Raw genomic sequence first — 24595 nt, forward strand, 5'->3', positions numbered from 1 at the left:
CGAACAGATATGATGAAAAGACTTGCATTGGCTTCTTTGAGCCTTGTTGCTTTGAGCTATGCTTTTCCGTCCTTTTCCCAGGAAAAAACATCCAACTATAGTTATACCGAAGCTTTTGCACCCTTGTTTTTCAAGAACAATGGAAATGATTATCGTTCTGCAGCCGGTAAGCCGGGCCCCGGATATTGGCAAAATGCTGCAGACTACAAGATACAGGCATCACTAAACGACCAAAATGATCAGGTGACTGGTGCAGTGGAGATTACCTATAGTAACAACAGTCCTGACAATATGGATTACCTTTGGCTTCAATTAGACCAAAACATGTTTTCACAACATGGCCGTGGTCAGTTGATTTCTCCGTTGACCAATAGCCGATATGGTGATGGAAACTCGAAATTTGATGGCGGTTACCAGATCCAGTCTGTCACCGATATCAACGGAAGAACCATAGAGTACATTATTGATGATACACGTATGCAGCTGCGACTACCGGCCGCGCTGAAAAGTAAAGGTGGAAAAATTACATTCAAGATTACTTACCAATATACCGTGCCACAATATGGTGCTGACCGTACGGGTATCCTTGACACCAAAAATGGAAAAATCTATGCTATTGCGCAGTGGTTTCCCAGGCTTTGTGTATATGATGACATTAGAGGATGGAATACATTGCCTTATACAGGACCCGGAGAATTTTATCGCGAATTTGGCAATTATCAGGTAGAAATCACAGCACCTGCTAATCATATCGTTGTTCTAGGAGGCGAGCTCTTAAATCCACAGGAGGTGTTTACAGCAGACCAATTCAAAAGATATCAACTGGCATTACGCAGTGATGAAACGGTATTGATTCGCTCAGCGGAAGAAGTGACCGCAAAAAGTTCCAGACCAAACAAAAAAGCGTTGACCTGGAAATATCAACTCAACAATGCACAGGATATCGCATGGGCATCCTCTACTGCCTTTATATTAGATGGCGCTAAGATCAATCTACCAAGTGGCAAAAAAGCTCTTGCGCTGTCAGCTTATCCTGTAGAAAGTAACAGCAACAATGCTTGGGAGCGTTCAACAGAATACACCAAAGCGGCAATCGAAATTTATTCCAAAAACTGGTTTGAATACCCCTATCCTGTAGCCGTAAATGTTGCATCCAACGTAGGTGGTATGGAATATCCTGCCCTGTCATTCTGTGGCAATCAAGCCAAGGCAGGCTCACTCTGGGGGGTGACCAATCACGAGTTTGGCCACAACTGGTTCCCTATGATTGTCGCGTCCAACGAACGTGAACATGGCTGGATGGATGAAGGCTTCAATACTTTTATCAATGAGTTAGCGACACAAGAATTTAATAAAGGTGAATATCATCGTCTTCAGGCCAGCCGCTCGTATATTTTCACATCACAGAATCTCGAGCCGATTATGAGTACACCACAAAATATGAAAGAGCGTAATATTGGTGCCCTTGTATATTACAAACCAGCCTACGGACTAAAATTATTGCGCAATGAGATTATCGGCAAAGAGCGCTTCGATTACGCCTTTAAAAAATACATCCAGGACTGGGCTTTTAAACATCCGACACCAGAAGATTTCTTTAAAGCCATCGAAAACGGAACCGGTGAAAACCTCAATTGGTTTTGGCGGGGATGGTTTGTCAACAACTGGCAAATGGATCAGGCGATCAAGGCTGTTTCCTATGTCAACAATCAACCTATGCTCGGCGCACTGGTTACTGTGGAAAATCTGGAAAAATTGCCAATGCCTATTATCGTAGAGGCAACCACTGTATCGGGCAAAAAAATAAGAAAAAAACTACCCGTGGAAATCTGGGAAAGAAACAATGTATGGCAATTTAAAATTGCGACAAACGAAGCTTTGCAGTCTGTTCAGCTAGATCCCGATGACGTGATGCCAGACAAGAATCCGGACAATAATACATGGAAGGCGAATTAGCGCGATAATTCAAAATCTATTCGTTATTTTTGATAAACGAATAAAAACGGAAGGTAACAAGCTCATTTATGTATAATATATATATCCCCATGAAAGTAATACAAACGATTCTAAGCGGCTTATTGATTACGTTGGTCTCAGGACAACTATTTGCACAGGAAAAAACCAAAGGTATTATTATGGAGCTTGTCAGCGGAGAAAAGATAGAAGCTGCGCAGATCCAGAATTTACGGAGCAAAGTAGAAGTTCAGACCAACAGAGATGGATCATTTGCCATCGATGCCAATATCAATGATCTCTTCTTGATCAAAGCGAACGGGTACGAACAAGATACTGTATTTATTTATGATACAAGTCTACGGAGAGTCTATTTGAACAGGATAAATACTCCTATCGAATTGAGCCAGGTTATCGTCGAACGGATGACTGACAGTAGACTTGCAGCTGAAATTCAACGGGAAAAAGAAGCCGGAAAATATTCGGATGCCAGCAAAAACCGTGGTGGGATCCGTATCTCTCCCAGTCGCATATTTAGCAAGGAAGGTAAACAGGCACGCTCAAACTACAAACTTCTCGTAGCGGAAATGGAAAAAAGAGCCGTTGACCGGAAGTTTACAGATAATCTCATCAAAGAGCTGACGCCTCTTAACACTTCCGAACTAGCACTATTTAAAGAAAGATTTAGACCTTCATATCAGTTTATCCAAAACAGCAGCATAGAAACACTGCGGGTATATATCATGGATAGTTACAAGAAATTTAACGAGAAAAAATAAAAAACGAGACTTTTTATCATGTGATTGTCAGAAGGTTTTAAACTGTAATATTTTTTATTTCAGTTTAAAACCTTTTGCATTACCTTTGTGTTATCAAAAATAAAAAATCAGCAACAGGATGTTACACAACTTGAGATTTGCAACAGCTTTACATATTATGGTCCTAGCACAATTGGAAGAGTCCGAACAGTGGCTTTCTTCCGAATACATCGCGTCAAGCATCCAGGTAAATGCTGTTGTAGTCCGCAAGGAGATCGCTTCGCTGAAAGCAGCAGCTTTATTAATCAGTAAAGAGGGCAAAGGTGGAGGTATTCGCATAAACAAGGAAAAAGAGCGCATCACCCTTGCAGACATCTATCAAAGTACAAAACAAAATGAGCTATCGGGCAAATTCAACAATCCCAATCCAGCTTGTATTGTAGGTAAAAACATCAATGCCAAATTGCAGGATCTTTATCAGGAAGTCGACACTGATATTGTAGCGCGTTTGGAAAAAATGACGCTGGTTGATTTCAGTAAAACATTTAATTAAAAACACACATGAAAGTAGCAGTAATTGGATCCACAGGATACGTAGGAACACATCTTGTCAAAGAATTGGTTGACCGCAACTACGAGGTCGTAGCACTTGCTCGTCATACAGATAGCATTCCATCGAACGACAAAATAACGAAAGTACAGGTTGACATCAAAAATCATGAACAGTTGGTAAATGCTTTAACAGGCGTTGATGTAGTTATTTCGGCATTTAATGCGGGCTGGACTAACCCTAACCTATACGAAGATTTTACCAAAGGCGCTTTGGCAATTCAACAAGCCGTTAAGGATGCAGGCATTAAACGATTTATTGTTGTTGGTGGAGCTGGAAGCTTATTAATTGATGGCAATCGTCTGGTCGATTCAGCAGATTTCCCTCAGGAAATCAAACCCGGAGCTTTGGCAGCAGCAGATTATCTTGATACCATTCGCAAAGAAGAACAACTGAACTGGACCATGATCAGCCCTGCCATCGAGATGAATCCGCATGCTGGCGGTACGCGCACGGGCAATTATCGCACGGGCTTGGATGCGCCAGTATTTGATCAAGAAGGGCGTTCGAGATTATCAGTTGAAGATCTTGCCGTTGCCATCGTGGACGAGATCGAGAACAAACAGTTTACAAACAAACGTTTTACTGCAGCCTACTAATAGCGCTACAATCGTTTGATTTAGATTTTATACAAAATTTTATTACAAAAGGGAAGCGCAATCTTCCCTTTTGTCGTTGATATCATTTATATTTGACATTAATTAAACAATTAAAAAGCTAAATAATCGAAAAAGAATTAATCCTATGCTATTTAAAAAATCGATTCCTAAACTGATTGCTGAGGCAAATGAAAATGGTGAACATACACTGAAACGAACATTAACAAGTGGCGGATTAATTGCGCTAGGTGTTGGAGCTATCATTGGCGCAGGACTATTTTCCTTAACCGGAATTGCAGCTGCAGAGAATGCTGGTCCCGCCGTTATCCTATCTTTTATTATCGCTGCCGTTGGTTGTGCTTTTGCAGGTCTCTGTTACGCCGAATTTGCATCCATGATTCCGGTCGCTGGGAGCGCCTACACCTATTCTTACGCAACTATGGGTGAGTTCGTTGCCTGGATTATCGGATGGGACCTTGTATTGGAGTACGCACTAGCGGGTGCTACTGTAGCCGTCAGTTGGTCGCAATACTTTAATCAGCTCCTGATGATTTTCCACATCCATCTACCCGACGCACTGCTGAAAGGCCCATGGGAAGGTGGTATGGTTAATTTACCAGCCATCATTATCGTATGTTTGCTTTCGCTGCTATTAATGCGTGGAACACAGGAATCATCACGCGTAAACAATATCCTAGTGATCCTAAAAGTAGGCGTTGTATTGATTTTCATTGCGTTGGGATGGAGCTTTATCAACCCTGCAAACCACGATCCTTTTATCCCGGTAAATGCTGGTGAGGAAATGGTCAAAAATGGACAGCAAGGCTTTTGGGCTTTTCTAAAGAGCGATGACTTCGGTCATTTCGGAATCAGCGGTGTATTGCGTGCAGCAGGTGTTGTATTCTTTGCTTTTATTGGTTTTGATGCTGTAAGTACGGCTGCTCAAGAGGCGAAAAATCCGAAAAAAGGAATGCCAATTGGTATCATCGGATCATTAATTATCTGTACCCTTCTTTATGTATTGTTCTCTTATGTAATGACAGGTATTGAAAATTATACCATGTTTAAAGGCGATGCCAAACCAGTAGCTACGGCATTTGCGAAAACAGGATATCATTTTCTGAATACAGCATTAATTATTACGATTATTGCAGGTTATACATCTGTTATTCTTGTCATGTTACTCGGACAAAGCCGGGTATTCTATTCCATGAGTAAAGATGGATTGCTTCCAAAAATATTTTCTGATCTTTCCAAAAGACAGACCCCTTGGAAAACAAATGCAATCTTTATGGTATTCGTAAGTATCTTCGCTGGATTTGTTCCTGTTTCCGACCTTGGTCACATGGTGAGTATAGGTACCTTATTTGCCTTTACATTGGTTTGTGTAGGTATATTGGTACTCCGCAAAACCGATCCCAATCTAGAACGTCCATTCAAAACACCTCTAGTTCCTTTTGTTCCAGTTATGGGTATCATTGTCTGTGTACTGATGATGGCCTCACTACCTATCGAAAGTTGGGAACGTCTGGCAATCTGGTTGGCCCTAGGTCTATTGATTTACTTCGTCTACGGTAAAAAGCATAGTGTTATCCGTAAACAACACCGAGATCAACAAGGTATAGAATAATAGAGACAAACACGATCTATTGACACTTGTCTCCATATAAACAAATCGGGCTTCCTAAAGAAGAAGCCCGATTTGTTTATGTCTAAGTATTATGTGTTTTTGAGTTCGCCCGCCAAATAAGCTATAATGCGCTCAACTTAAAATAGCCATTTGCAATTACATCCTCTTTCAACCCGGTTTTGGGAACAATCTGAATATGATATTTTACTTTATCCGCATCAAGCAACAGATCTTCTATTTCATAAATATCATCGACATCCAACCCATATTTATCATCAATATGAGCTGTGCTATGGTGCTTCCAAAAAACGGTGCGCTTGGCCTTCTCTGTTGCTTTAGCCAAATTGGGGGCAACAATCAGTTCCTTGTAATGAAATTCATCAAACTCATTTGGCTTATAGCCCCCCAGGTTGACAAAAAATAATTTCAATTCTGTATCCGACACTGTAGAATTATTTTTTTCTACCACCTTAATTTCAAACTCTCCGATTTTATTAACCACACGGTAAGCATCAATATGAATTTTACCATCAGCATCAGGCCAGAAATCTTTAATTGGGTCTATAAAATCCTTCAGTTCATTACCGATTCCAAAAAAGATATCATGCTGTTCTGTACGTCTATTTTTCGGTTTACAACCGATCAAAATCATAAATAATTTCATATGCAAATAATCTATCTTTGAAAGGCTATATGGAATATCCAGGTTATTTTCATCAGTGTTTGTGCTTTCCAATCATGGATATTTCATAACTTAAGCCCATTAAACAATAAAAATAACGATTATCCACCACATTTAATACAGATAAAGACCTGACTATGAGTAAAATTTTCCTATCATTTACGTTACTATTCCTGTCTTTGTATTCTTTCGGGCAAAAACGAAGTACAGATAAAAAACTGGAAAAAGAGATAAAACAGCTTATTCAGGGTTTTCAGGGAGAAGTAGGTATCTATGTGCATTATCTCAAGAAACACAAGGAAGTCAACATCGGAGCCGATAGTATCTTTCCTACAGCAAGCGTTGTGAAGATCCCAATTTTAGTGGGCGTCTTTGATAAAATTGAAAAAGGACAGCTGCAATTGGACCAAGAGTATGTCTATCGTGAAAGTCAAAAGTATGGTGGCTCAGGTCTGATGCAATTTTTTAAGGACAGCAGCAAAGTTGATCTCAAAACACTCGTCGCTCTCATGCTGTCCTATAGTGACAATGTAACAAGCATCTGGAATCAAAAGCTTGCTGGTGGTGGAATAGCAATTAACAAGTTGATGAGCGACCTTCAATTACAGCATACCCGTGTCAATTCGCAAACCGAAGGAAGAAAAGCTGATTGGGAAAAATACGGTTGGGGACAGACGACAGCCAAGGAGATGGCAGATCTCCTAACTTTGATCCGTCAGGGAAAAGTAGTCTCAGTAAAATCTTCGGATCGGATGTATCGTTTTCTGGGCAATATGTTCTATGATGAAAGAGCGCTTTCCCAGATTCCTGCTACAGTCAAGGCAGCCTCTAAAACTGGTTCCTTGGATGATGTACGTAACGAAGTGATTTTAGTCAATGCACCTAAGGGAGACTATGTATTCAGTATATTCACCAAAAACAATCAGGATAAGAGCTGGGGTAAAACCAATGCTGCAGAAGTATTGACACGCAATCTCTCCAAATTATTGTGGGATTACTACAACAAATAATTTGTTTGCTCCGATTCATTAAGCCTGCCTGCACCGCAGCACAACGATGATATAGGCCTTCGGCAGCGCTAAATTTGATACAAATGACAGCATAGTTGTAGGCCTGATAATAATATTGGATATGCTGCTGTAACGACGATTAGCGTCCCTCCTATGCTGGTACATCGCGGTGATATCCGCTCCAAAAGCTGATCATTAATGACTGTCAATACAAATAAAAGAACATAAAAAACGGAGGCTGAAACAGTCTCCGTTTTTTATTTTTAAGTAAGCGAATTAGTTTTTCAACGCATCACTAACATTTTTGGCTTTGCGGCCACTATTGTCATTTACTTTTTAAAAGCATCTTTCACATCTTTTGCAGCCTCTTTTGTGCCGGAAGCAACATCCTTAGCTACCTTTTTAGTACCATCAGCAACATCACCAGCCACTTTTTTAGTACCATCCGCTACATCTTTTGCTACATCTTTAGTTTTATCAGCAGCTTTATTCGCTGCGTCTACCGTAGCATCTTTCGCGTCTATCAAACCTTCTTTTACGTCCTGACCAGCGTCACGCAACGCAGTTTTAGTTTTCTCCCAAGCTGTATTAGCCTCTTCCGAAGCCACACGAGCTTTCTCTTCTGCTGCCTTATCACCTTTGGCGATTGCTTCATCTAAAGCTTTCTTAGCTTCCTCAGCTTTCAAACGCGCAGTTTCTTCGGCGTTCTTTAAATCTGCTATTGCTGCATCTACATGTTCACCTACTGTTTGCGCAGTATCTGTCGAGTCTGACGCTTTTTTCTCCGAATTATTGCAAGAAGACATTACCAATGCTCCCGCTACTACTGCTAAAAGTGCAATTTTTTTCATTAGAATATTTGTTTTTTAATGGCAAGAAGTCATCAAGAGCTTATATTTATCCATTTTGGAGCCTATCAACTGCATGATGTTTTCATGTAAGTTTGTAATTATATGATTAACTAGTCTTCAATTTACAACTTCTATGCCAAATAGAAAAACTTATTGTTTTGGGTAAATTGTCCCCTTCGCCGCTTCCAATGTATTTTTCAATAATCCGACGATGGTCATCAAACCCACACCACCCGGTACCGGAGTAATCCAGGAAGCTTTAGGTGCCACATGTTCAAAGTCCACGTCACCATATAATTTAAATCCAGATTTAGTTTCAGTAGATGTTTCTCTATTGATACCCACATCAATTACCACTGCCCCCTCTTTGACCATATCTGCAGTAACAAAATTCTTTCTACCGATAGCCGCCACGACGATATCACCACGCAAAACCTCAGTTTTAAGATCTTTCGTACGGCTATGTGTTAAGGTAACAGTACAGTTTCCAGGATTGGCATTGCGAGCCAATAAGATGCTCATCGGCGAACCAACAATATTGCTACGACCTACCACCACAGCATGTTTACCCGCTGTCTCAATTTTGTAATAATCAAGCATCAACATAATACCATAAGGTGTCGCCGGGATAAAACAAGGAAGATTACGTTGCATACGACCCAAGTTGATCGGGTGAAATCCATCCACATCTTTGCGATAATCAATTGCTTCGGTAATTTTGTCCGGGTCAATATGTTTTGGTAAAGGCAATTGAACGATCAGACCGTCGATCGTATCATCTTTGTTGATTTCTTTGACCTTAGCGATCAATTCCTCTTCGCTGATACTTTCATCGTAACGGATATTTGTAGATTCAAAGCCGACCAATTGACAATTGCGCATTTTGCTGGCCACATAGGTCTCACTACCACCATCATTACCGACAAGGATAGCCACCAAATGCGGTTTACGGCCAGTTTGCGTTGTAAATTCGGCTGCGTCCAGCGCAATTTGCTCTTTGATTTTTTCGGAAACTAGTTTACCATCTAATAGATTCATGTTTAGGAGATTTGATTGTATTTAAAAGGAGCCCAAGAGCTCCTTTATTTTATATAATTTAAATGTTATTAATCCAATTTCAATACCGCCATAAATGCAGATTGCGGAATTTCTACGTTCCCAACCTGACGCATGCGTTTTTTACCTTTTTTCTGTTTTTCCAACAATTTACGTTTACGTGAGATATCACCACCATAACATTTTGCGGTTACATCCTTACGCAAAGCGGAAATCGTTTCACGTGCGATGATCTTCGCTCCGATAGAAGCCTGGATACGAATCTCAAATTGCTGGCGAGGCAGCAGTTCTTTCAATTTCTCACAGATCTTCTTACCAAAATCGTAGGCATTGCTTCGGTGAATCAAGGAAGACAAGGCATCCACAGGTTCATCGTTCAATCGGATATCCAATTTAACCAAATCCGAAGTACGGTAACCGATTTGATGATAGTCAAATGAAGCGTAACCTTTGGAAATAGTTTTCAACTTGTCATAGAAGTCAAATACAATCTCACCCATTGGCATTTCAAAAACCAGCTCCACACGGTCCGAAGTCAGATAATGCTGATTCATGATTGTACCGCGTTTTTGAATACACAAAGACATGATCGGTCCCACGAAATCCGATTTCGTAATAATATTAGCTTTGATATAAGGTTCTTCAATCGAATCCAATTTACTTGGATCGGGCAAGTCTGAAGGATTATGTACAATCACTTCTTCCTTATCCTTTGTCATATAGGCTTTATAAGATACGTTGGGCACGGTAGTAATTACCGTCATATCAAACTCTCTTTCCAAGCGCTCCTGAATAATCTCCATGTGGAGCATACCCAAGAAACCACAACGGAAACCAAAACCTAAAGCTGCTGAAGACTCCGGTTCGAATACCAAAGAGGCATCATTCAGTTGCAGACGGTGCATTGATTCACGCAATTCCTCATAGTCTTCTGTATCCACAGGATAGATACCAGCAAACACCATTGGTTTCACCTCTTCAAATCCTTGAATAGCCGCGCCGCAAGGGCGGTCTTTATGGGTAATGGTATCCCCTACTTTCACTTCACGAGCTTCCTTGATACCAGAAATAATATAACCTACATCCCCTGTCTTGATGACTTCTTTTGGCACTTGATTGAGCTTCAACGTACCGATCTCATCCGCAAAGTACTCTTTGCCAGTCGCTACGAATTTTACTCTGTCCCCTTTACGGATTTCGCCATTTTCAACTTTGAAATAGGCCATGATACCACGGAATGAGTTGAATACAGAGTCAAAGATCAACGCTTGTAGCGGTGCATCAGCATCACCTACAGGGTGTGGAATCCGTGCAACAATAGCTTCCAGGATATCTGGAACCCCAAGACCGGTCTTTCCAGAAGCAGGAATAATTGCATCACGTTCACCACCGATCAAATCGACGATCTGATCTTTCACCTCTTCAGGCATCGCCCCCGGAAGATCCATCTTATTTAAGATCGGGATGATTTCCAAGTCATGCTCTAAAGCCAAATATAAGTTTGAGATTGTTTGCGCCTGAATCCCCTGTGATGCATCCACAATTAACAACGCCCCTTCACAGGCAGCGATAGAACGGGATACTTCATATGAAAAGTCAACGTGTCCAGGAGTATCAATCAGGTTCAAGATATATTCCTGACCATCTTTTTTATAATTCATTTGGATGGCGTGACTCTTGATCGTAATACCACGTTCACGTTCCAAATCCATATTATCAAGTAATTGTGCCTGTGCTTCGCGTTGACTGATGGTATTGGTATACTCTAAAAGGCGATCTGCCAAAGTACTTTTGCCATGGTCAATATGCGCAATAATACAGAAATTACGAATGTGCTTCATATAGGATTTTTAAACTCTTTTGCTAAAAGGCAAAGATACCTTTTTTTATACATATTTATAGAATCAAGTATATTTTTCGTTTATGTGATAAGGTAGGAAGAAAAGATTTGCTATAGACATGAGCCACAAGCAAAAAGCATTTTCATTTTTAGTCCGCCACCGCGTAGGAAAAATGCTTTTGGTTGCGTGTCACCTTATCCATATCCCAAGCGATCTTACCTTTAAATTGTTCCGAACGGATCGGACAGTCTGCAACCTGACAATAACGGCAACATTGTGGGAGACAAGGATCCGCATGTACAAAAAACTCCGTGCGAACAGACATTTCCTTATTGACAATCTTATCGACTGCCGAAATTTCGTCGTGTACCTTCACTAAATCAAGGTAACGGGGTAGGGTCAGATGGCAATCCACATGCAGTTCGTTTCCATAGCGCTGCACCCGAAGATTATGCACATCAATCCACTCCGCCTTACGATTACGTTCCAAAATAGCCACCACATCCTGCACAAGTTCGGTATCCGACTCATCCATCAGACCACCGATAGACTGCCGAAGCAATTTGTAGCCATTGAATAAGATAAAAAGTCCCAATATAATGGAGATCACCACGTCGATCCATTGGAATCCCGTTAGCTTCATCAGAAGTAAGCCCAATATCAAACCTATCGTACTATAGGCATCCACCTGCAGATGTTTACCATCCGCCACCAAGGTAATGGATCCCAAAGCACGCCCTCTTTTCATGATATAAAGTCCCACAGCAAAATTGATAAGCGAAGTAATTCCGATCAAATAGATCCCCTGTTCGAGATGTGTGATTTCTGCTGGGAAAAAGATATTGTAACAGGCTTTGGCCAAAATAATCGCACCAGCGATAAAGATCAGCCCCCCTTCAAGGAAAACAGAAAAAAACTCGACTTTACCATGTCCATAAGGATGGTTTTCATCTTTAGGTTGTGCAGCAAGGTAGATGCTATAAAATGCAAAACCTGAGGCCACAACATTGACGATACTCTCGGCGGCATCTGTAAAGATGGCGCTGGAATCTGTTAAAAAATAGGCAACAAACTTAATGATCATTAAGCCTATTCCCGTAAACAGCGATAATAAAACCAATCTTGTTTGTCTCGACATGACCTGCATTTTGTAGGGGCAAAGGTAAAGATATAACGCCAAATCAAATCGATTAGTTTTACACATCAATAGCACAAAGATGTCAATATTTATAGGCTAAATCGCTTCAAGCGCTTTTTGTTACCAAAGCACCAATAAAAACACCCATTTTCTTTGTAAATTTTCAAAAATAAAGACAATTATTTGCGACGTATATAATATCTTTGTCTTACCATGAGCACATCATCATACTTATCAGACAGGATAAATAATTTGTCCGAATCGGCTACACTTAAAATGACCAAGTTGGGCCGCGAATTAGCAGCAAAAGGCGTTAATGTAATTAGCCTTAGCGTAGGTGAACCTGATTTTAACACGCCTGAACATGTAAAAGATGCGGCAAAGAAGGCCCTGGATGAAAACTGGACACGTTATTCGCCAGTACCCGGATACCCTGAATTGCGTCAGGCGATTGTGAATAAATTGAAGACAGAGAATAATCTGGACTATGATATTTCGCAGATCGTTGTTTCAACAGGAGCAAAACAATCCCTGTCTAATGTGATCTTAACATTGATCAATCCAGGTGATGAAGTAGTTATTCCTACACCATATTGGGTATCCTACTCGGAGATGGTTGTTTTAGCAGAAGGAAAATCAGTATTTATCAATACCGAGATCGAAAATAACTTTAAGATTACACCTGCACAATTGGAAGCGGCTATTACGCCAAAAACCAAACTGTTTATGTTCTCTTCACCAAACAATCCAACCGGAACAGTTTATAGTAAAGATGAACTAGCTGCATTGGCTAAGGTTTTCGAGAAGCATCCACAGATATTCATTCTATCTGATGAGATCTATGAGCACATCAACTTTGTGGACAAACACGAATCCATTGCACAGTTTGACAGCATCAAAGATCGTGTTATTATCATCAATGGTTTCTCAAAAGCATTTGCGATGACAGGCTGGCGTTTAGGTTATATTGCCGCCAACAAAACTATTGCAGCAGCAAATGATAAATTACAGGGCCAGACAACTTCAGGTACTTGCTCGATTTCACAACGTGCAGGTATTGTTGCATATGAACAAGGATTAGAATCGGTCAACAAAATGAAAGAAGCCTTTGCACGTCGTCGTCAATTGGTATTTGATCTATTGAGCGATATCCCAGGAGTACGCACCAATCTTCCAGAAGGCGCTTTCTATTTCTTCCCTGAAATTTCATCCTTCTTTGGCAAAAAAGACCAAGATGGTAATATCATTAAAAATTCATCTGATCTAGCTTTATATTTATTGAATGTTGGCCACGTCGCAACCGTAGGCGGTGACTCGTTTGGTAATGACAACTACATTCGTTTATCTTATGCTGCTTCTGACGAAAGTCTGATCGAAGCATTAAAACGAATCAAAGAAGCATTAGGCAAATTGGCATAATCAATACACAGTATACTGAATGGGCTATCCAAGAAAATTGGATAGCCCATTTTTGTATCAATCCCGCTGAATTTTCCACAACGGTATATTCAAATACGTCCTTTTATTTAATATGCTCCATCACCTCGATGAATTTCTTATCCTTATTCTGCGGATCAAAAAGCATTTTCTCCACCTTATCCAGCTCAAGAGCCTCTAGATGGCTAGGTAACATACTCTCTTTCATCAACTTTAGCAATTGATTCCAGTCCGCACGATTGATCCTGTGCTGAATCAATTCCATCATCTGCACGGCATTGCGATACTCCTTACCTGTTTTCAGTTCCACCACCATATCCATCCAGTCACCGTAAGTGAAAAGCCTATTTTTTTCCTTTTGCAATTGTAGAGCTTTCATCTTGACCATATCATAGCCCAGCAGCATCCCCGTGACAGAATCAATCTCCATACAGGAAGCGATTTTAGCATAATCTTTTGGGAACTCTACCCTTGCATCGTCATCCAGGAGCTTACAGAACGCTGGCACCTCCTTTTTCAGGGAATCACAGTTCTGCTGCGCATACAGTTCCATTGTCATGATCAGGACTAGTCCAATCGCTAACATCCGCAGATAAATAGATTTCAATTTCATGCTTCGAAGATACCCATTTTTGGGAAATATCATCCATAGCACATAATTCACAATGATTTTGGCGCTTCAGCCAAATATTTATTACATTTACCTTTATGAGTATTTTAACAGAAAAATTCAAAACGAAGCACGATACGGCTCCGTTTTCACAGATAAAAAACGAAGATTATATCCCTGCATTTGATGCAGCAATTCAAAAGACAAAAGATGAAGTTGACGCCATTGTTAACAATTCTGACGCAGCTACATTTGACAATACCATTGCAGCGATGTCCTATTCCGGACAGACCTTAGACAGGTTGTCCAGTATCTTTTTCAATCTCCATTCTGCGGAGACCAATGATGAACTCGAAAAGATAGCACAGGATGTTGCCCCTAAATTATCCGCTTTAGGCAATGACATTACGCTAAACTTTGACTTGTTCAAACGCGTAAAAGCGGTTTACGATCAGAAAGATCAACTGTCACTTACCACAGAACAAACAACGTTATTGGAAAAATCCTACAAAGATTTTGTTCGCAATGGAGCACTGTTGAATGATGAGCAGAAAGAACAGTTGCGTGCGATTGATGCCGAACTATCGCTTTTAAAATTAAAATTCGGTGAAAATGTTCTTGCAGAGACCAATGCCTATCAGCTCCTGGTTAGCGAAGAAAAAGATCTGGCGGGACTTCCAGAGGGGGCCATTGAGGCTGCCCAGGCATTAGCTAAAGCCAATGAAAAAGAGGGCTGGTTATTTACTTTGGATTTCCCAAGTTATCTGCCCTTTGTCACTTATGCCGATAACCGCGAATTACGTCGAGAGATCACCCTGGCCGCGGGGCGCAAGGCCTTTCAGGACAATGAGTACAACAACGTTCAAAATGTATTGAAAATCGTAAAACTACGTTTTGAACGCGCTAAATTATTAGGTTATGCAACCCATGCAGATTTTGTGTTAGCCGAGCGCATGGCACAAAATCCGACTAAAGTAACCGAATTTCTGAACGATCTGCTTGGAAAAGCAAAACCGGCAGCACAACATGAGTTTGCTGAATTAGGTGCTTTCGCCAAGAAACTGGACGGTATCGAACAGCTTGAAAAATGGGATGGCGCTTACTATGCAGAGAAATTAAAACAGGAACGTTTTAATCTGGATGACGAAAAGCTGAAGCCCTATTTTAAGCTCGAAAATGTGTTGCATGGTGCATTTGAGGTTGCCCACCGACTATTTGGTATCAATTTCAAAGAAGTCAACGACATTGAAACCTATCACGAAGAAGTACAGACTTTTGAAGTCACCAAAGATAATGGAGAATTGGTAGCGATCTTCTATGCCGATTTCTTTCCACGTAAAGGGAAACGAAACGGTGCATGGATGACATCCTTCAAGCCACAGTACGTACAAGATGGTAAGCAAGAACGTCCGCATGTATCTATCGTATGCAATTTCACCCGTCCAACAGCGACTAAGCCTTCCCTATTAACTTTTCAGGAGGTAACAACCCTATTTCACGAATTCGGTCATGCCCTACATGGCATGTTGGCGGACACGATCTATCCTACTTTATCCGGTACGTCTGTCTATTGGGATTTTGTTGAGTTACCAAGTCAGGTAATGGAAAACTGGTGTTACGAAAAAGAAGCTCTGGAATTGTTTGCCAAACATTATGAAACCGGAGAAGTGATCCCAATGGAACTCGTGGAAAAAATCCGTGAGAGTGCATCTTTTCTGGAAGGAATGGCCACGATGCGCCAATTGAGCTTTGGCCTGTTGGATATGGGCTGGCATGGACAAGACCCAAGTGCCATTGCTGATCTGAAAGCATTCGAAGATGAACAATTCGCATCCACCAAGTTATACCCTGATGTGAAAGAGAATGCGATGAGCACAGCCTTTTCCCATATTTTCAATGGCGGTTACTCATCAGGCTACTACAGCTACAAATGGGCCGAAGTACTGGACGCAGATACGTTTGATTATTTCAAACAAAATGGCATTTTCAACACCGATATTGCCCATAAATTTCAGGACAATATCTTATCCAAAGGGGGAACAGAACATCCAATGGTGCTTTATAAGCGATTTAGAGGACAGGAACCGTCTGTTGAGCCCCTACTCAAACGAGCAGGATTACTAAAATAAAAGGCGGTATCAAAAGTCAATCTTTGTGATTGACGGCAATAATATTTTTTGAAACTCCCTACAAGGATTAAATAAGGTCCAAGTTCGATTCGGAATTGGACCTTATTCTTTTCTAATCACGACCGCACAAATTTGCTCCAATACCCCCTACTTTGTTCCTAAAAAATCCCTTTCCACCTCAATAATGCTATTGACGTAACTAACTACAACAAATCGTAAAGAATTTGCTATATTCACCATTTATTAATTCTTCAAAAAGATAGAAATTAGGATCAATCCAAACAGCCCCATACCATGAGTGAAATCAACTTCTTATTACGCGATAAAAACCGGCGCAAATTTTTCTTCAAATGCATTTTAATCGGTCTCCCCGTATTGATCGGATTGGCATTATTGATCAATTATATGGAAGATAGTTCAGCTGCCAAAGGCACTCCGAACGAGAAAGGTGGGATGGACTATTATTTTAGGGATGCCGTTACCGAAACCGCTCCAGATGTATTGTGCAAGCTGATCCCCATGTATCCCAACGGTAAAATCACCTACTACAACTTTTCCACGGATCAAACTAATAATCCAGCCGGAGACCTATTTCTGTTTACACCCGATTCTTTTGAAAAGGTGAAGGCATTCTATCGAGCAAAAGGAAAGATAATTGATGATGGAACAGATACATTTGTCTGTGATATTGGTGGAAAGAAAATAACCTTAAGCAAATTCACAACGAAAGAAGGCGACCCAGTTCAAGGCGAAAATAAGATCAATATTTCATTTTAAATTTTGCAGTAGCGGGCTCTAAAACATCAAATCTATCATTAAACAATAAATAGGTTTGAAGCCCACTGCAGTCCATTATTCCGACTACAGTTTGAGTATACGGCACCATGGTGCTATTTTTAACAGAATATCCCCCAAATAAAAGCTGTCTGTATTGATTTATCATCAAAAAAGCCGTATCTTTGTAAGACATAATTGGGGTTGACCGGAATTGACAGGATGGAGACGGTTATGTAAGCATGTAGTGCGTTGTTAGTAGAGCACTTTAATCTGAACTTTCAGAATTATAACTGGCGAAGAAAACTACGCCTTAGCTGCTTAAGTTAGACTTAACATAGCTATTTGTCCCGTTAGATCCTGTTCTTTGGTTTAACATTCGGGGCATCGAACGATAGAACTGGCAAGTGTGATGTTGCTAAGCACTTGTGAGAAACAGCAACTACGGCGTACGGTATAGGTAAGCGACTCACCTTCCCTCGCTCGACAATCAAAGAGAAGCTAAACATGTAGAAAGCGTATACAGTACCATGACTGGACGAGAGTTCGAATCTCTCCAGCTCCACTAGAAAGGCCATATTCAACATTGAGTATGGCTTTTCTTTTTTTAAGCCCTACCCTGTACGAAACTGTTTTCTATATTTTAGCGGGGATGCCTTTGTCACCACCTTAAATTGCTTGCTAAAATGTGCCCAGCTGTTATAGCCACTATTATAGCAGATGTCCAAAATAGGCCGATCTGTATCCCGTAATAGTTTGCAGGCATGGCCGATCCGGAGTTCCTTGATAAAATCAAAATAACTCTTTTTTATGTTTTTTTTGAAAAAACGGCAAAATGCCGAAACAGACAAATTAGTGCTGGAAGCAACCTCTTCGAGTGAAATCGGGTTTAAAAAATTCTTAAAAGAATAATCTATTATCGCTTCTATAACGATATTTTCCTCACGGCCTGCGATCGTATCAAAAGCCATGGTGATCACTTTTTGTTCCTCGGATGCTCCAATTCTTTGCATACAGCTCAATAATAGCTGAATACGTTCAAGCCCCTCCGTATTTTCAATTTGACGGATCATAAGATCAATCTCATTCGAAAGACCTCCCATAAGCTGGATTCCCGTACTGTCATTTTTCAACAATCCAGCGATCACATGCATCTCCGGCAGCGCCAAAAATCCCGCACCCCAAAAGTCCTTCAGAAAATGAACAACAATAGCACTACCAACAGCATCCTGCTTGGATTTACGGAACCAATGTGGCAGATCTGAACCGAGGAAGAATACATCTCCCTGCTTATAATCGCCAATATAATCACCAATAAGCGCTGTTCCATTACCTTCTGTGATCACAATCAGCTCGCACTCGGGATGCCTATGCCAAGCAGTTTCAAAAGTGGGCGTTCTGTACGTTCGACAGGCGAAAGAATACTGTTCTTCGACATGTATTTTCTGGATAAGTGTTTTCATAATAAATTATTGCTAGCAAATATATATGCTATCTGAACAGATAATATACGATTATAAACACAAAAAATAGCAAGATAGCATATTTTTTTACCCAAATAGCGGTTGAAAGATGCTCAACTGATGCTGTAAATTTATCTCACGACAAGGGAACTACATGTAAGCATATGCGGCTATCGCATAAGAATAAACCGAAATAAAATTATGAACTCAATTTCAACGATAATCAAGTATGGAAGCTAATACCTATGATGCCATCGTCGTTGGCTCTGGCATCAGTGGAGGATGGGCAGCAAAAGAGCTTTGTGAAAGGGGCTTGAAGGTCCTGATGCTGGAACGGGGTAGCCCCTACGAGCATGTCAAAGATTATAAATCTGCCTTACGCGAACCATGGGATCTCCCACACCGCGGGCGCACAACAGTAGAACAGAAAAAGAAATATCCGGTTATCCACCGTGGCTGGGCAGCCTCAGAAGCGGTCATGGATGGATGGGTAAATGAAGAAGACTGCCCTTACACCGAATTGAAACCGTTTACATGGTGGCGCAGCTACCGCATGGGAGGACGATCCACCTTATGGGGTAGACAGTCCTATAGGCTAAGCCAAATGGACTTTGAAGCCAATGAGCGGGATGGAATTGCCGTGCCATGGCCAATAGGTTACAATGATATCGCCCCTTGGTACGACCATGTCGAAAAATTTGCGGGAATCAGCGGATCCCTAGAAAATATTGCACACCTTCCGGATGGACAGTTCTTGCCGCCCATGGAGTTGAACTGCGTAGAAAAAGATGTTGCCAAACGCATTAAACAAGAATATGGGGACAAGCGGCACCTGATCATTGGACGGGTAGCAAACCTTACAGCCCTGATTCCAGGGAGATCAAAATGTCAATTTCGGAACAGATGCTGGGAAGGATGCCCTTTTGGAGGCTATTTCAGTACCCAATCCTCTACCCTACCGGCCGCAATGAAAACGGGCAACTTAACTGTCAGGCCTTATTCGTTGGTTCGGCAGGTCCTGTATGACAAAAACACCAAAAAGGCCACTGGTGTTGAGGTCTTAGATACCGAAACCAACCAAACCTATGAGTTCAAGAGTAAAGTGGTCTTTCTATGTGCCTCGGCTCTCAACAGTGCTTGGGTCTTATTTAACTCAGCAACAGACATCTGGCCCGAAGGTTTGGGGAGCAGCAGTGGTGAGTTGGGCCATAATGTAATGGACCATCATTACAACATCGGTGCTTCCGGAATAGTGGAAGGCTACGAAGACCGCTATATATTCGGTAAGAGGGCAAATGGATTTTATATTCCCCGATTTGTCAATATAGGCAGTGACAAAAGAGATTACCTGCGTGGTTTTGGTTATCAAGGCGGTGCCAGTCGTGAAGGCTGGGGCAGAGAGGTTGCCGAACTCAATATAGGTGGTGATTTTAAAGATGCACTTACTGAACCCGGCCAGTGGACTATCGGTGCAACAGGCTTTGGAGAAATACTCCCCTATCACGAAAATAAAATCTCACTGGATAAAGATCGCAAGGACAAATGGGGATTGCCTGTATTAGCTATGGATGCTGAACTGAAAGATAATGAGCTGAAGATGCGAAAGGATATGCAGGAAGAAATAAAAGCGATGCTTACTATCGCAGGTGTAAAAAATGTAAACACCTGGGACAGTGGCCATGCCATGGGACATGGTATCCATGAAATGGGAACCGCGAGAATGGGACACGACCCCAAAACCTCGGTGCTCAACAAGTGGAATCAGGTCTGGGATTGTCCCAACGTATATGTTACCGATGGCGCCTGCATGACCTCATCGGGTTGCCAAAATCCATCATTGACCTATATGGCATTGACAGCACGGGCCGTAGACCATGCCGTCAATGAGCTCAAGAAAAATAATAGCTAAGCCCATGGAAAGAAGAACACTTTTAAAGATGATTGCCCTGCTTACAGGTGGAGCCGTGATTGGTGGTAATGCTTTTTTGACGGGCTGCAGTTCCAGCAAAGAAAGCGACCTTAAGGAACGCCTCAATTTAACTCCCCAGCAAATCGCATTCCTGGACGAAGTAGCCGACACCATACTTCCAACTACCCAAAAGAGCCCGGGTGCCAAAGCAGCCAAAGTCGGCTCATTTATGAAGGTCATGGTAAACGATTGTTATGAAGCTCCGGATCAACAGGTCTTTCTTGAAGGAATGGACAACTTGGATGTGGCCTGTAATAAAATGCATAAGCTGGGATTCGTGGAAGCCACAGCTGAGCAAAGGCTTAGCCTACTCACAGCAATCGATAAAGAGGCAAAAGAGTATATGTCCAAAAAAGGAGATTTACCCAATCACTATTATACCATGTTTAAGCAATTGACACTACTAGGCTATTTCTCTTCGGAAATAGGCTATAAACAGGCGCTGCGATACAATCAGGCGCCAGGTCGATACGAAGGAGATATGCCCTATAAAAAAGGGGATCGTTCCTGGGCTTAAAATAACGAACTTACGGATATAAGGTCCTCCGAGAGGAGAACCTTTTCACCTAAAAAAAGATTTATGACAACAATTAAAGGACCTGCTATTTTTTTGGCGCAATTTGCTGGTGACAATGCACCCTACAATACCTTGGAAGGTATCTGCCAATGGGCAGCCTCGCTCGGTTACAAAGGTATCCAGATTCCTACTTGGGATGCGCGCTTAATAGATCTTCAAAGAGCTGCTGAAGACGAAGGTTATGCACAGCAGCTCCAGTCCACCGTACAATCCCATGGTCTGGAGATCACCGAATTATCGACCCATCTACAGGGGCAACTGATCGCTGTGCATCCGTCTTTTGACCCATTATTTGATGCATTTGCTCCACAAGAGCTGCATAATAATCCCAATGAGCGACAACAATGGGCTGTACAGCAGCTCCACTATGCGATTAAAGCCTCCCATAATCTCGGTTTGAAAGCCCTCGCAACATTTAGCGGCGCATTTCTCTGGCCCTATGTTTATCCTTGGCCACAACGTCCAGCAAATCTGATCGAAACAGGGTTCGCTGAACTCGCCAAAATGTGGCTCCCCATATTGGATATCTGTGAACAGTACGATGTCGATCTTTGCTATGAGCTTCATCCGGGTGAAGATCTACATGATGGCGTTACTTTTGATCTGTTTTTAGAGAAAGTAAATTACCATAAACGGGCAAATATTCTATACGATCCATCGCATTTTGTCCTGCAATGCCTCGACTACCTGCAATTCATCGACATCTACCATGAGCGGATCAAGATGTTCCATGTAAAAGATGCTGAATTCAACCCATCGGGTCGTCAAGGTGTCTATGGTGGATATCAAGATTGGCAAGCACGGGCTGGCCGCTTTCGCTCTATTGGTGATGGACAGGTTAATTTCAAAGCAATTTTCACCAAGTTGACACAATATGATTTTCAGGGCTGGGCAGTCCTCGAATGGGAATGTGCATTTAAAAATTCTGAGGATGGCGCTCGTGAGGGTGCACAGCATATCAAAGAGTACATTATCCGGGTAGGCGATCGTGCATTCGACAATTTTGCCGCTGCTGGTAGTGATAATGACTTGAATAGAAAATTGATCGGTTTATCAGACGGGTAACAGCCTAAACCTAAAATACAGTTATTATGGAAATCAGAAAAATCAGGATGGGCATGATAGGCGGTGGCAAGAATGCTTTTATTGGCGCTGTGCACCGTATGGCTGCAGGGATAGATGGACAGGTCGAACTATGCTGCGGCGCATTAAGTTCTGACCCCGTTAAAGCACAGGAGTCCGGAGAGCTGCTTTCGCTCCCGACGGATCGAATCTATACAAATTTTCGGGAAATGATCCTGCGCGAAAGTCAGTTGCCCCCTGACGAGCGGATGCATTTTGTAAGTATTGTCACCCCCAATGTTGCCCATTTTGAACCCGCCATGCTTGCTCTTGAACATGGATTTCATGTGCTCCTGGAAAAACCCATGACCTTCTCCCTGCAAGAGGCCCAATTATTACAGCAGAAAGTTAATAAATCGGGATTGCTACTTTGCGTCACCTATACCTATTCGGCCTATCCAATGGTCAAACAGGCACGTCAACTGGTCCGCGAAGGCAAGCTCGGCAATATCCGTAAAATCATGGTCGAATACCCACAGGGTTGGCTCAGCACATTGATTGAAAACGAATCCCCGCTTGCCGCCTGGCGAACAGACCCTGAAAGAGGAGGACTAAGCAGCTGTATGGGAGATATCGGAACACATGCCGCTCATCTGGCTGAATATATTTCCGGTTTAAAAATAACCAAGGTCTGTGCTGATCTTCGTACAGTCGTAGCAGGAAGGCGACTGGAAGATGACGGTAATGTCCTACTGGGGTTTGAAAATGATGCAACCGGCGTACTCTCGGCTTCACAGGTAGCGGCAGGCGAAGAGAATGCTTTAAAAATAAGGATATATGGAGAAAAAGCCGGTTTGGAATGGAACCAGCAAGAGCCCAATAGCCTCCTATTGAAACCGCTTAACGAACCGGCACAACTATTCCGTGCAGGACAACAATATCTTAGTCCTCTTGCCCAGCACAATAGCCGCTTACCAGCAGGGCATCCGGAGGGTTACATCGAGGCATTTGCCAATATCTATCGGAATTTTTCAGCTACAATTCTTGCAAAAATAAACGGCACCAGTCCCTCGGAGGCCATGCTGGATTTCCCTACCGTTGCAGATGGAACTAGGGGCATGAAATTTATCGAAACGGTAATAGCTTCTGGACAGTCCAGTCAAAAATGGACAGCCTTCTAATCGTCATCACAATAACGTAGACGCTAGAAATCAATTCCATAACCGAAATTACTGCGTCAGCAAGTAAGGAGTCTTGCGACAGCTCAGTAATTTCGGTATTTTAGGTTCTTTTGGAAGGCTTTATATTGGAGTGCCCTATATCAACGTATAATTCCCTTATACACCGCATCCCGTAATACCCCACTTTCGGTATCACCGGCATATTCCCAATACATTGCTCCCAGTAAGCCCTGTCCATGCACATAATCGCATTTCAAGGCAATGGATTCTGGAGTTTCAAAAGTCAGTACTAGTTCTCCCTGTGCATTGACCAGATAGTGGGCCTTCGCTTCATCATCCCATTTCTGTTCAAAGCCCTGTAAATTCAGGAGATCCTTATAATCTATAAACCCTTTGATGTCCGTTTTATTTCCCCGTCCGTAAAACGGAATACCAAGCACCAATTTTTCGGCAGGCATTCCAGCGGCAATATGCGCCTTAACGGCTTCAGCACAGGTTGTGCGCCCCGATAAGGGAGAACGATGCAAGCTCGCATGATGATATGGTGGATTGCCCGAGTCGTAAGTCATGATGTTCACAAAATCTACATCGTTTTTTATCTGATCAAAAGCAATATATTGACCACTTGATACCGAGGCGAGTGTCAATAGTTTTTTCTTACCAATAGCCTTCCGGATATCCCGCATCAATAAGGTAAAATTCTCGGTATCCGATTCCGCCGCAGAAATACCGGCGGAAGAGTTAGTCGGATATTCCCAATCAATATCAATACCGTCTAGTTTAAAATCTTTCACAACCCGTTCACAATCCTTGGCAAATTTCCCCCGATTAACGACATCAGCAGCCATCTCACTAAAACGACCACTTCCCCAACCACCAATGGATAACAAGACTTTCAAGTGTGGATGCTTTTTCTTCAGCGCAATAATACTTTGTAATCTGGCTTCATTGTCGATACGCACTCCATCAAAACTGTCATTGACATGCCCAAAAGCATAATTGATATGGGTCAGGTAAGTCGGATCCGGCGTCACTGTTGACCAAGATGTAACGTAGGCAATCACCACTTTTTTATTTTTCCCATGTGCACAACTCCGTTGTGGGCTAACAGTCATTAACAATAAGGCTATCGCTGTAAAGCCAAGGGTTATTAACTCGAGGGGATTTATACTGTTTTTAGATTTCATACACATCATAATATTAAAGATTCGAATTAAACTGAACCGATCTTGAGTCGCTTGACTAAATTTCGTTCTCTATTTAGC

Annotated in this window: 21 protein-coding genes and 1 other RNA gene; 14 read left to right on the forward strand and 8 right to left on the reverse strand. The window is 41.9% G+C overall.

The window, feature by feature from the left end; all coding sequences use genetic code 11:
• Positions 1 to 9 precede the first annotated feature (9 nt).
• The 5 genes from LC454_RS06500 to LC454_RS06520 all read left to right on the forward strand — a co-directional run bounded on the left by LC454_RS06500 (position 10) and on the right by LC454_RS06520 (position 5550).
• On the forward strand, positions 10 to 1956 hold the full coding sequence (locus LC454_RS06500; protein WP_223580813.1) for a M1 family metallopeptidase: 1947 nt from the start codon (positions 10 to 12) through the stop codon (positions 1954 to 1956).
• Between the two features lie 89 nt (positions 1957 to 2045).
• Positions 2046 to 2732 (forward strand): hypothetical protein, encoded by a 687-nt coding sequence (locus LC454_RS06505; protein WP_223580814.1) that lies wholly within the window; start codon positions 2046 to 2048, stop codon positions 2730 to 2732.
• Positions 2733 to 2850: 118 nt separating this feature from the next.
• Positions 2851 to 3264 (forward strand): Rrf2 family transcriptional regulator, encoded by a 414-nt coding sequence (locus LC454_RS06510; RefSeq protein WP_223580816.1) that lies wholly within the window; start codon positions 2851 to 2853, stop codon positions 3262 to 3264.
• A gap of 8 nt (positions 3265 to 3272) precedes the next feature.
• A complete protein-coding gene (locus tag LC454_RS06515) occupies positions 3273 to 3920 on the forward strand; it encodes an NAD(P)-dependent oxidoreductase (protein WP_223580819.1) in 648 nt (215 codons plus the stop codon).
• Positions 3921 to 4065: 145 nt separating this feature from the next.
• Positions 4066 to 5550 carry an amino acid permease gene (locus LC454_RS06520; RefSeq protein WP_120262017.1) on the forward strand — a complete coding sequence of 495 codons (1485 nt, stop codon included), beginning with the start codon at positions 4066 to 4068 and terminating at the stop codon, positions 5548 to 5550.
• A 121-nt stretch (positions 5551 to 5671) separates the two neighbouring features.
• Here the strand turns inward: LC454_RS06520 and LC454_RS06525 are convergent, their stop codons facing one another.
• Positions 5672 to 6214, reverse strand: a complete 543-nt coding sequence (locus LC454_RS06525) for a DUF1543 domain-containing protein (protein WP_223580821.1) — start codon at positions 6212 to 6214, stop codon at positions 5672 to 5674.
• A gap of 155 nt (positions 6215 to 6369) precedes the next feature.
• Here LC454_RS06525 and LC454_RS06530 point away from each other — a divergent pair, with 155 nt between their 5' ends.
• A complete protein-coding gene (locus LC454_RS06530; protein WP_223580823.1) occupies positions 6370 to 7242 on the forward strand; it encodes a serine hydrolase in 873 nt (290 codons plus the stop codon).
• A 329-nt stretch (positions 7243 to 7571) separates the two neighbouring features.
• On the opposite strand, the gene LC454_RS06535 is transcribed toward LC454_RS06530, so the two are convergent.
• The 4 genes from LC454_RS06535 to LC454_RS06550 all read right to left on the reverse strand — a co-directional run bounded on the left by LC454_RS06535 (position 7572) and on the right by LC454_RS06550 (position 12128).
• The gene (locus LC454_RS06535) at positions 7572 to 8093 is read right to left on the reverse strand and encodes a hypothetical protein (protein ID WP_223580825.1); all 522 of its coding nucleotides are present in this window, start codon (positions 8091 to 8093) and stop codon (positions 7572 to 7574) included.
• 150 nt (positions 8094 to 8243) lie between these two features.
• On the reverse strand, positions 8244 to 9131 hold the full coding sequence (locus tag LC454_RS06540) for a bifunctional 5,10-methylenetetrahydrofolate dehydrogenase/5,10-methenyltetrahydrofolate cyclohydrolase (RefSeq protein ID WP_223580827.1): 888 nt from the start codon (positions 9129 to 9131) through the stop codon (positions 8244 to 8246).
• A 68-nt stretch (positions 9132 to 9199) separates the two neighbouring features.
• Entirely contained in the window at positions 9200 to 10990 is a 1791-nt protein-coding gene (gene lepA, locus LC454_RS06545) for a translation elongation factor 4 (RefSeq protein ID WP_120262021.1), read from the reverse strand.
• A 148-nt stretch (positions 10991 to 11138) separates the two neighbouring features.
• Entirely contained in the window at positions 11139 to 12128 is a 990-nt protein-coding gene (locus LC454_RS06550; protein WP_223580829.1) for a cation diffusion facilitator family transporter, read from the reverse strand.
• A 213-nt stretch (positions 12129 to 12341) separates the two neighbouring features.
• On the opposite strand from LC454_RS06550, the gene LC454_RS06555 reads away from it, so the two are divergent.
• Positions 12342 to 13547: a pyridoxal phosphate-dependent aminotransferase gene (locus LC454_RS06555; RefSeq protein ID WP_223580831.1), complete on the forward strand. Its 1206-nt coding sequence runs from the start codon at positions 12342 to 12344 to the stop codon at positions 13545 to 13547.
• A 103-nt stretch (positions 13548 to 13650) separates the two neighbouring features.
• Here LC454_RS06555 and LC454_RS06560 read toward each other — a convergent pair whose 3' ends face one another.
• On the reverse strand, positions 13651 to 14178 hold the full coding sequence (locus LC454_RS06560) for a hypothetical protein (RefSeq protein WP_223580832.1): 528 nt from the start codon (positions 14176 to 14178) through the stop codon (positions 13651 to 13653).
• A gap of 95 nt (positions 14179 to 14273) precedes the next feature.
• On the opposite strand from LC454_RS06560, the gene LC454_RS06565 reads away from it, so the two are divergent.
• The 3 genes from LC454_RS06565 to ssrA all read left to right on the forward strand — a co-directional run bounded on the left by LC454_RS06565 (position 14274) and on the right by ssrA (position 17646).
• Positions 14274 to 16304 carry a M3 family metallopeptidase gene (locus tag LC454_RS06565; RefSeq protein ID WP_223580834.1) on the forward strand — a complete coding sequence of 677 codons (2031 nt, stop codon included), beginning with the start codon at positions 14274 to 14276 and terminating at the stop codon, positions 16302 to 16304.
• 294 nt (positions 16305 to 16598) lie between these two features.
• Entirely contained in the window at positions 16599 to 17081 is a 483-nt protein-coding gene (locus LC454_RS06570) for a hypothetical protein (protein ID WP_223580836.1), read from the forward strand.
• A 197-nt stretch (positions 17082 to 17278) separates the two neighbouring features.
• Positions 17279 to 17646: a transfer-messenger RNA gene (ssrA, locus tag LC454_RS06575) on the forward strand.
• 46 nt (positions 17647 to 17692) lie between these two features.
• Here ssrA and LC454_RS06580 read toward each other — a convergent pair.
• A complete protein-coding gene (locus LC454_RS06580; protein WP_223580838.1) occupies positions 17693 to 18541 on the reverse strand; it encodes an AraC family transcriptional regulator in 849 nt (282 codons plus the stop codon).
• 229 nt (positions 18542 to 18770) lie between these two features.
• On the opposite strand from LC454_RS06580, the gene LC454_RS06585 reads away from it, so the two are divergent.
• The 4 genes from LC454_RS06585 (at position 18771) to LC454_RS06600 (ending at position 23330) form a co-directional block, all read left to right on the forward strand.
• Positions 18771 to 20450 carry a GMC oxidoreductase gene (locus LC454_RS06585; RefSeq protein WP_223580840.1) on the forward strand — a complete coding sequence of 560 codons (1680 nt, stop codon included), beginning with the start codon at positions 18771 to 18773 and terminating at the stop codon, positions 20448 to 20450.
• Between the two features lie 4 nt (positions 20451 to 20454).
• Positions 20455 to 21027 carry a gluconate 2-dehydrogenase subunit 3 family protein gene (locus LC454_RS06590; protein ID WP_223580842.1) on the forward strand — a complete coding sequence of 191 codons (573 nt, stop codon included), beginning with the start codon at positions 20455 to 20457 and terminating at the stop codon, positions 21025 to 21027.
• Positions 21028 to 21090: 63 nt separating this feature from the next.
• Entirely contained in the window at positions 21091 to 22152 is a 1062-nt protein-coding gene (locus LC454_RS06595) for a sugar phosphate isomerase/epimerase family protein (RefSeq protein WP_223580844.1), read from the forward strand.
• A gap of 26 nt (positions 22153 to 22178) precedes the next feature.
• Positions 22179 to 23330: a Gfo/Idh/MocA family protein gene (locus tag LC454_RS06600; RefSeq protein WP_223580846.1), complete on the forward strand. Its 1152-nt coding sequence runs from the start codon at positions 22179 to 22181 to the stop codon at positions 23328 to 23330.
• A gap of 140 nt (positions 23331 to 23470) precedes the next feature.
• On the opposite strand, the gene LC454_RS06605 is transcribed toward LC454_RS06600, so the two are convergent.
• Positions 23471 to 24517, reverse strand: a complete 1047-nt coding sequence (locus LC454_RS06605) for a glycoside hydrolase family 18 protein (RefSeq protein ID WP_223580848.1) — start codon at positions 24515 to 24517, stop codon at positions 23471 to 23473.
• Positions 24518 to 24595: the final 78 nt, after the last annotated feature.

This window comes from Sphingobacterium sp. GVS05A (genome assembly GCF_019969845.1).
In the GTDB taxonomy this organism is placed as follows: domain Bacteria; phylum Bacteroidota; class Bacteroidia; order Sphingobacteriales; family Sphingobacteriaceae; genus Sphingobacterium.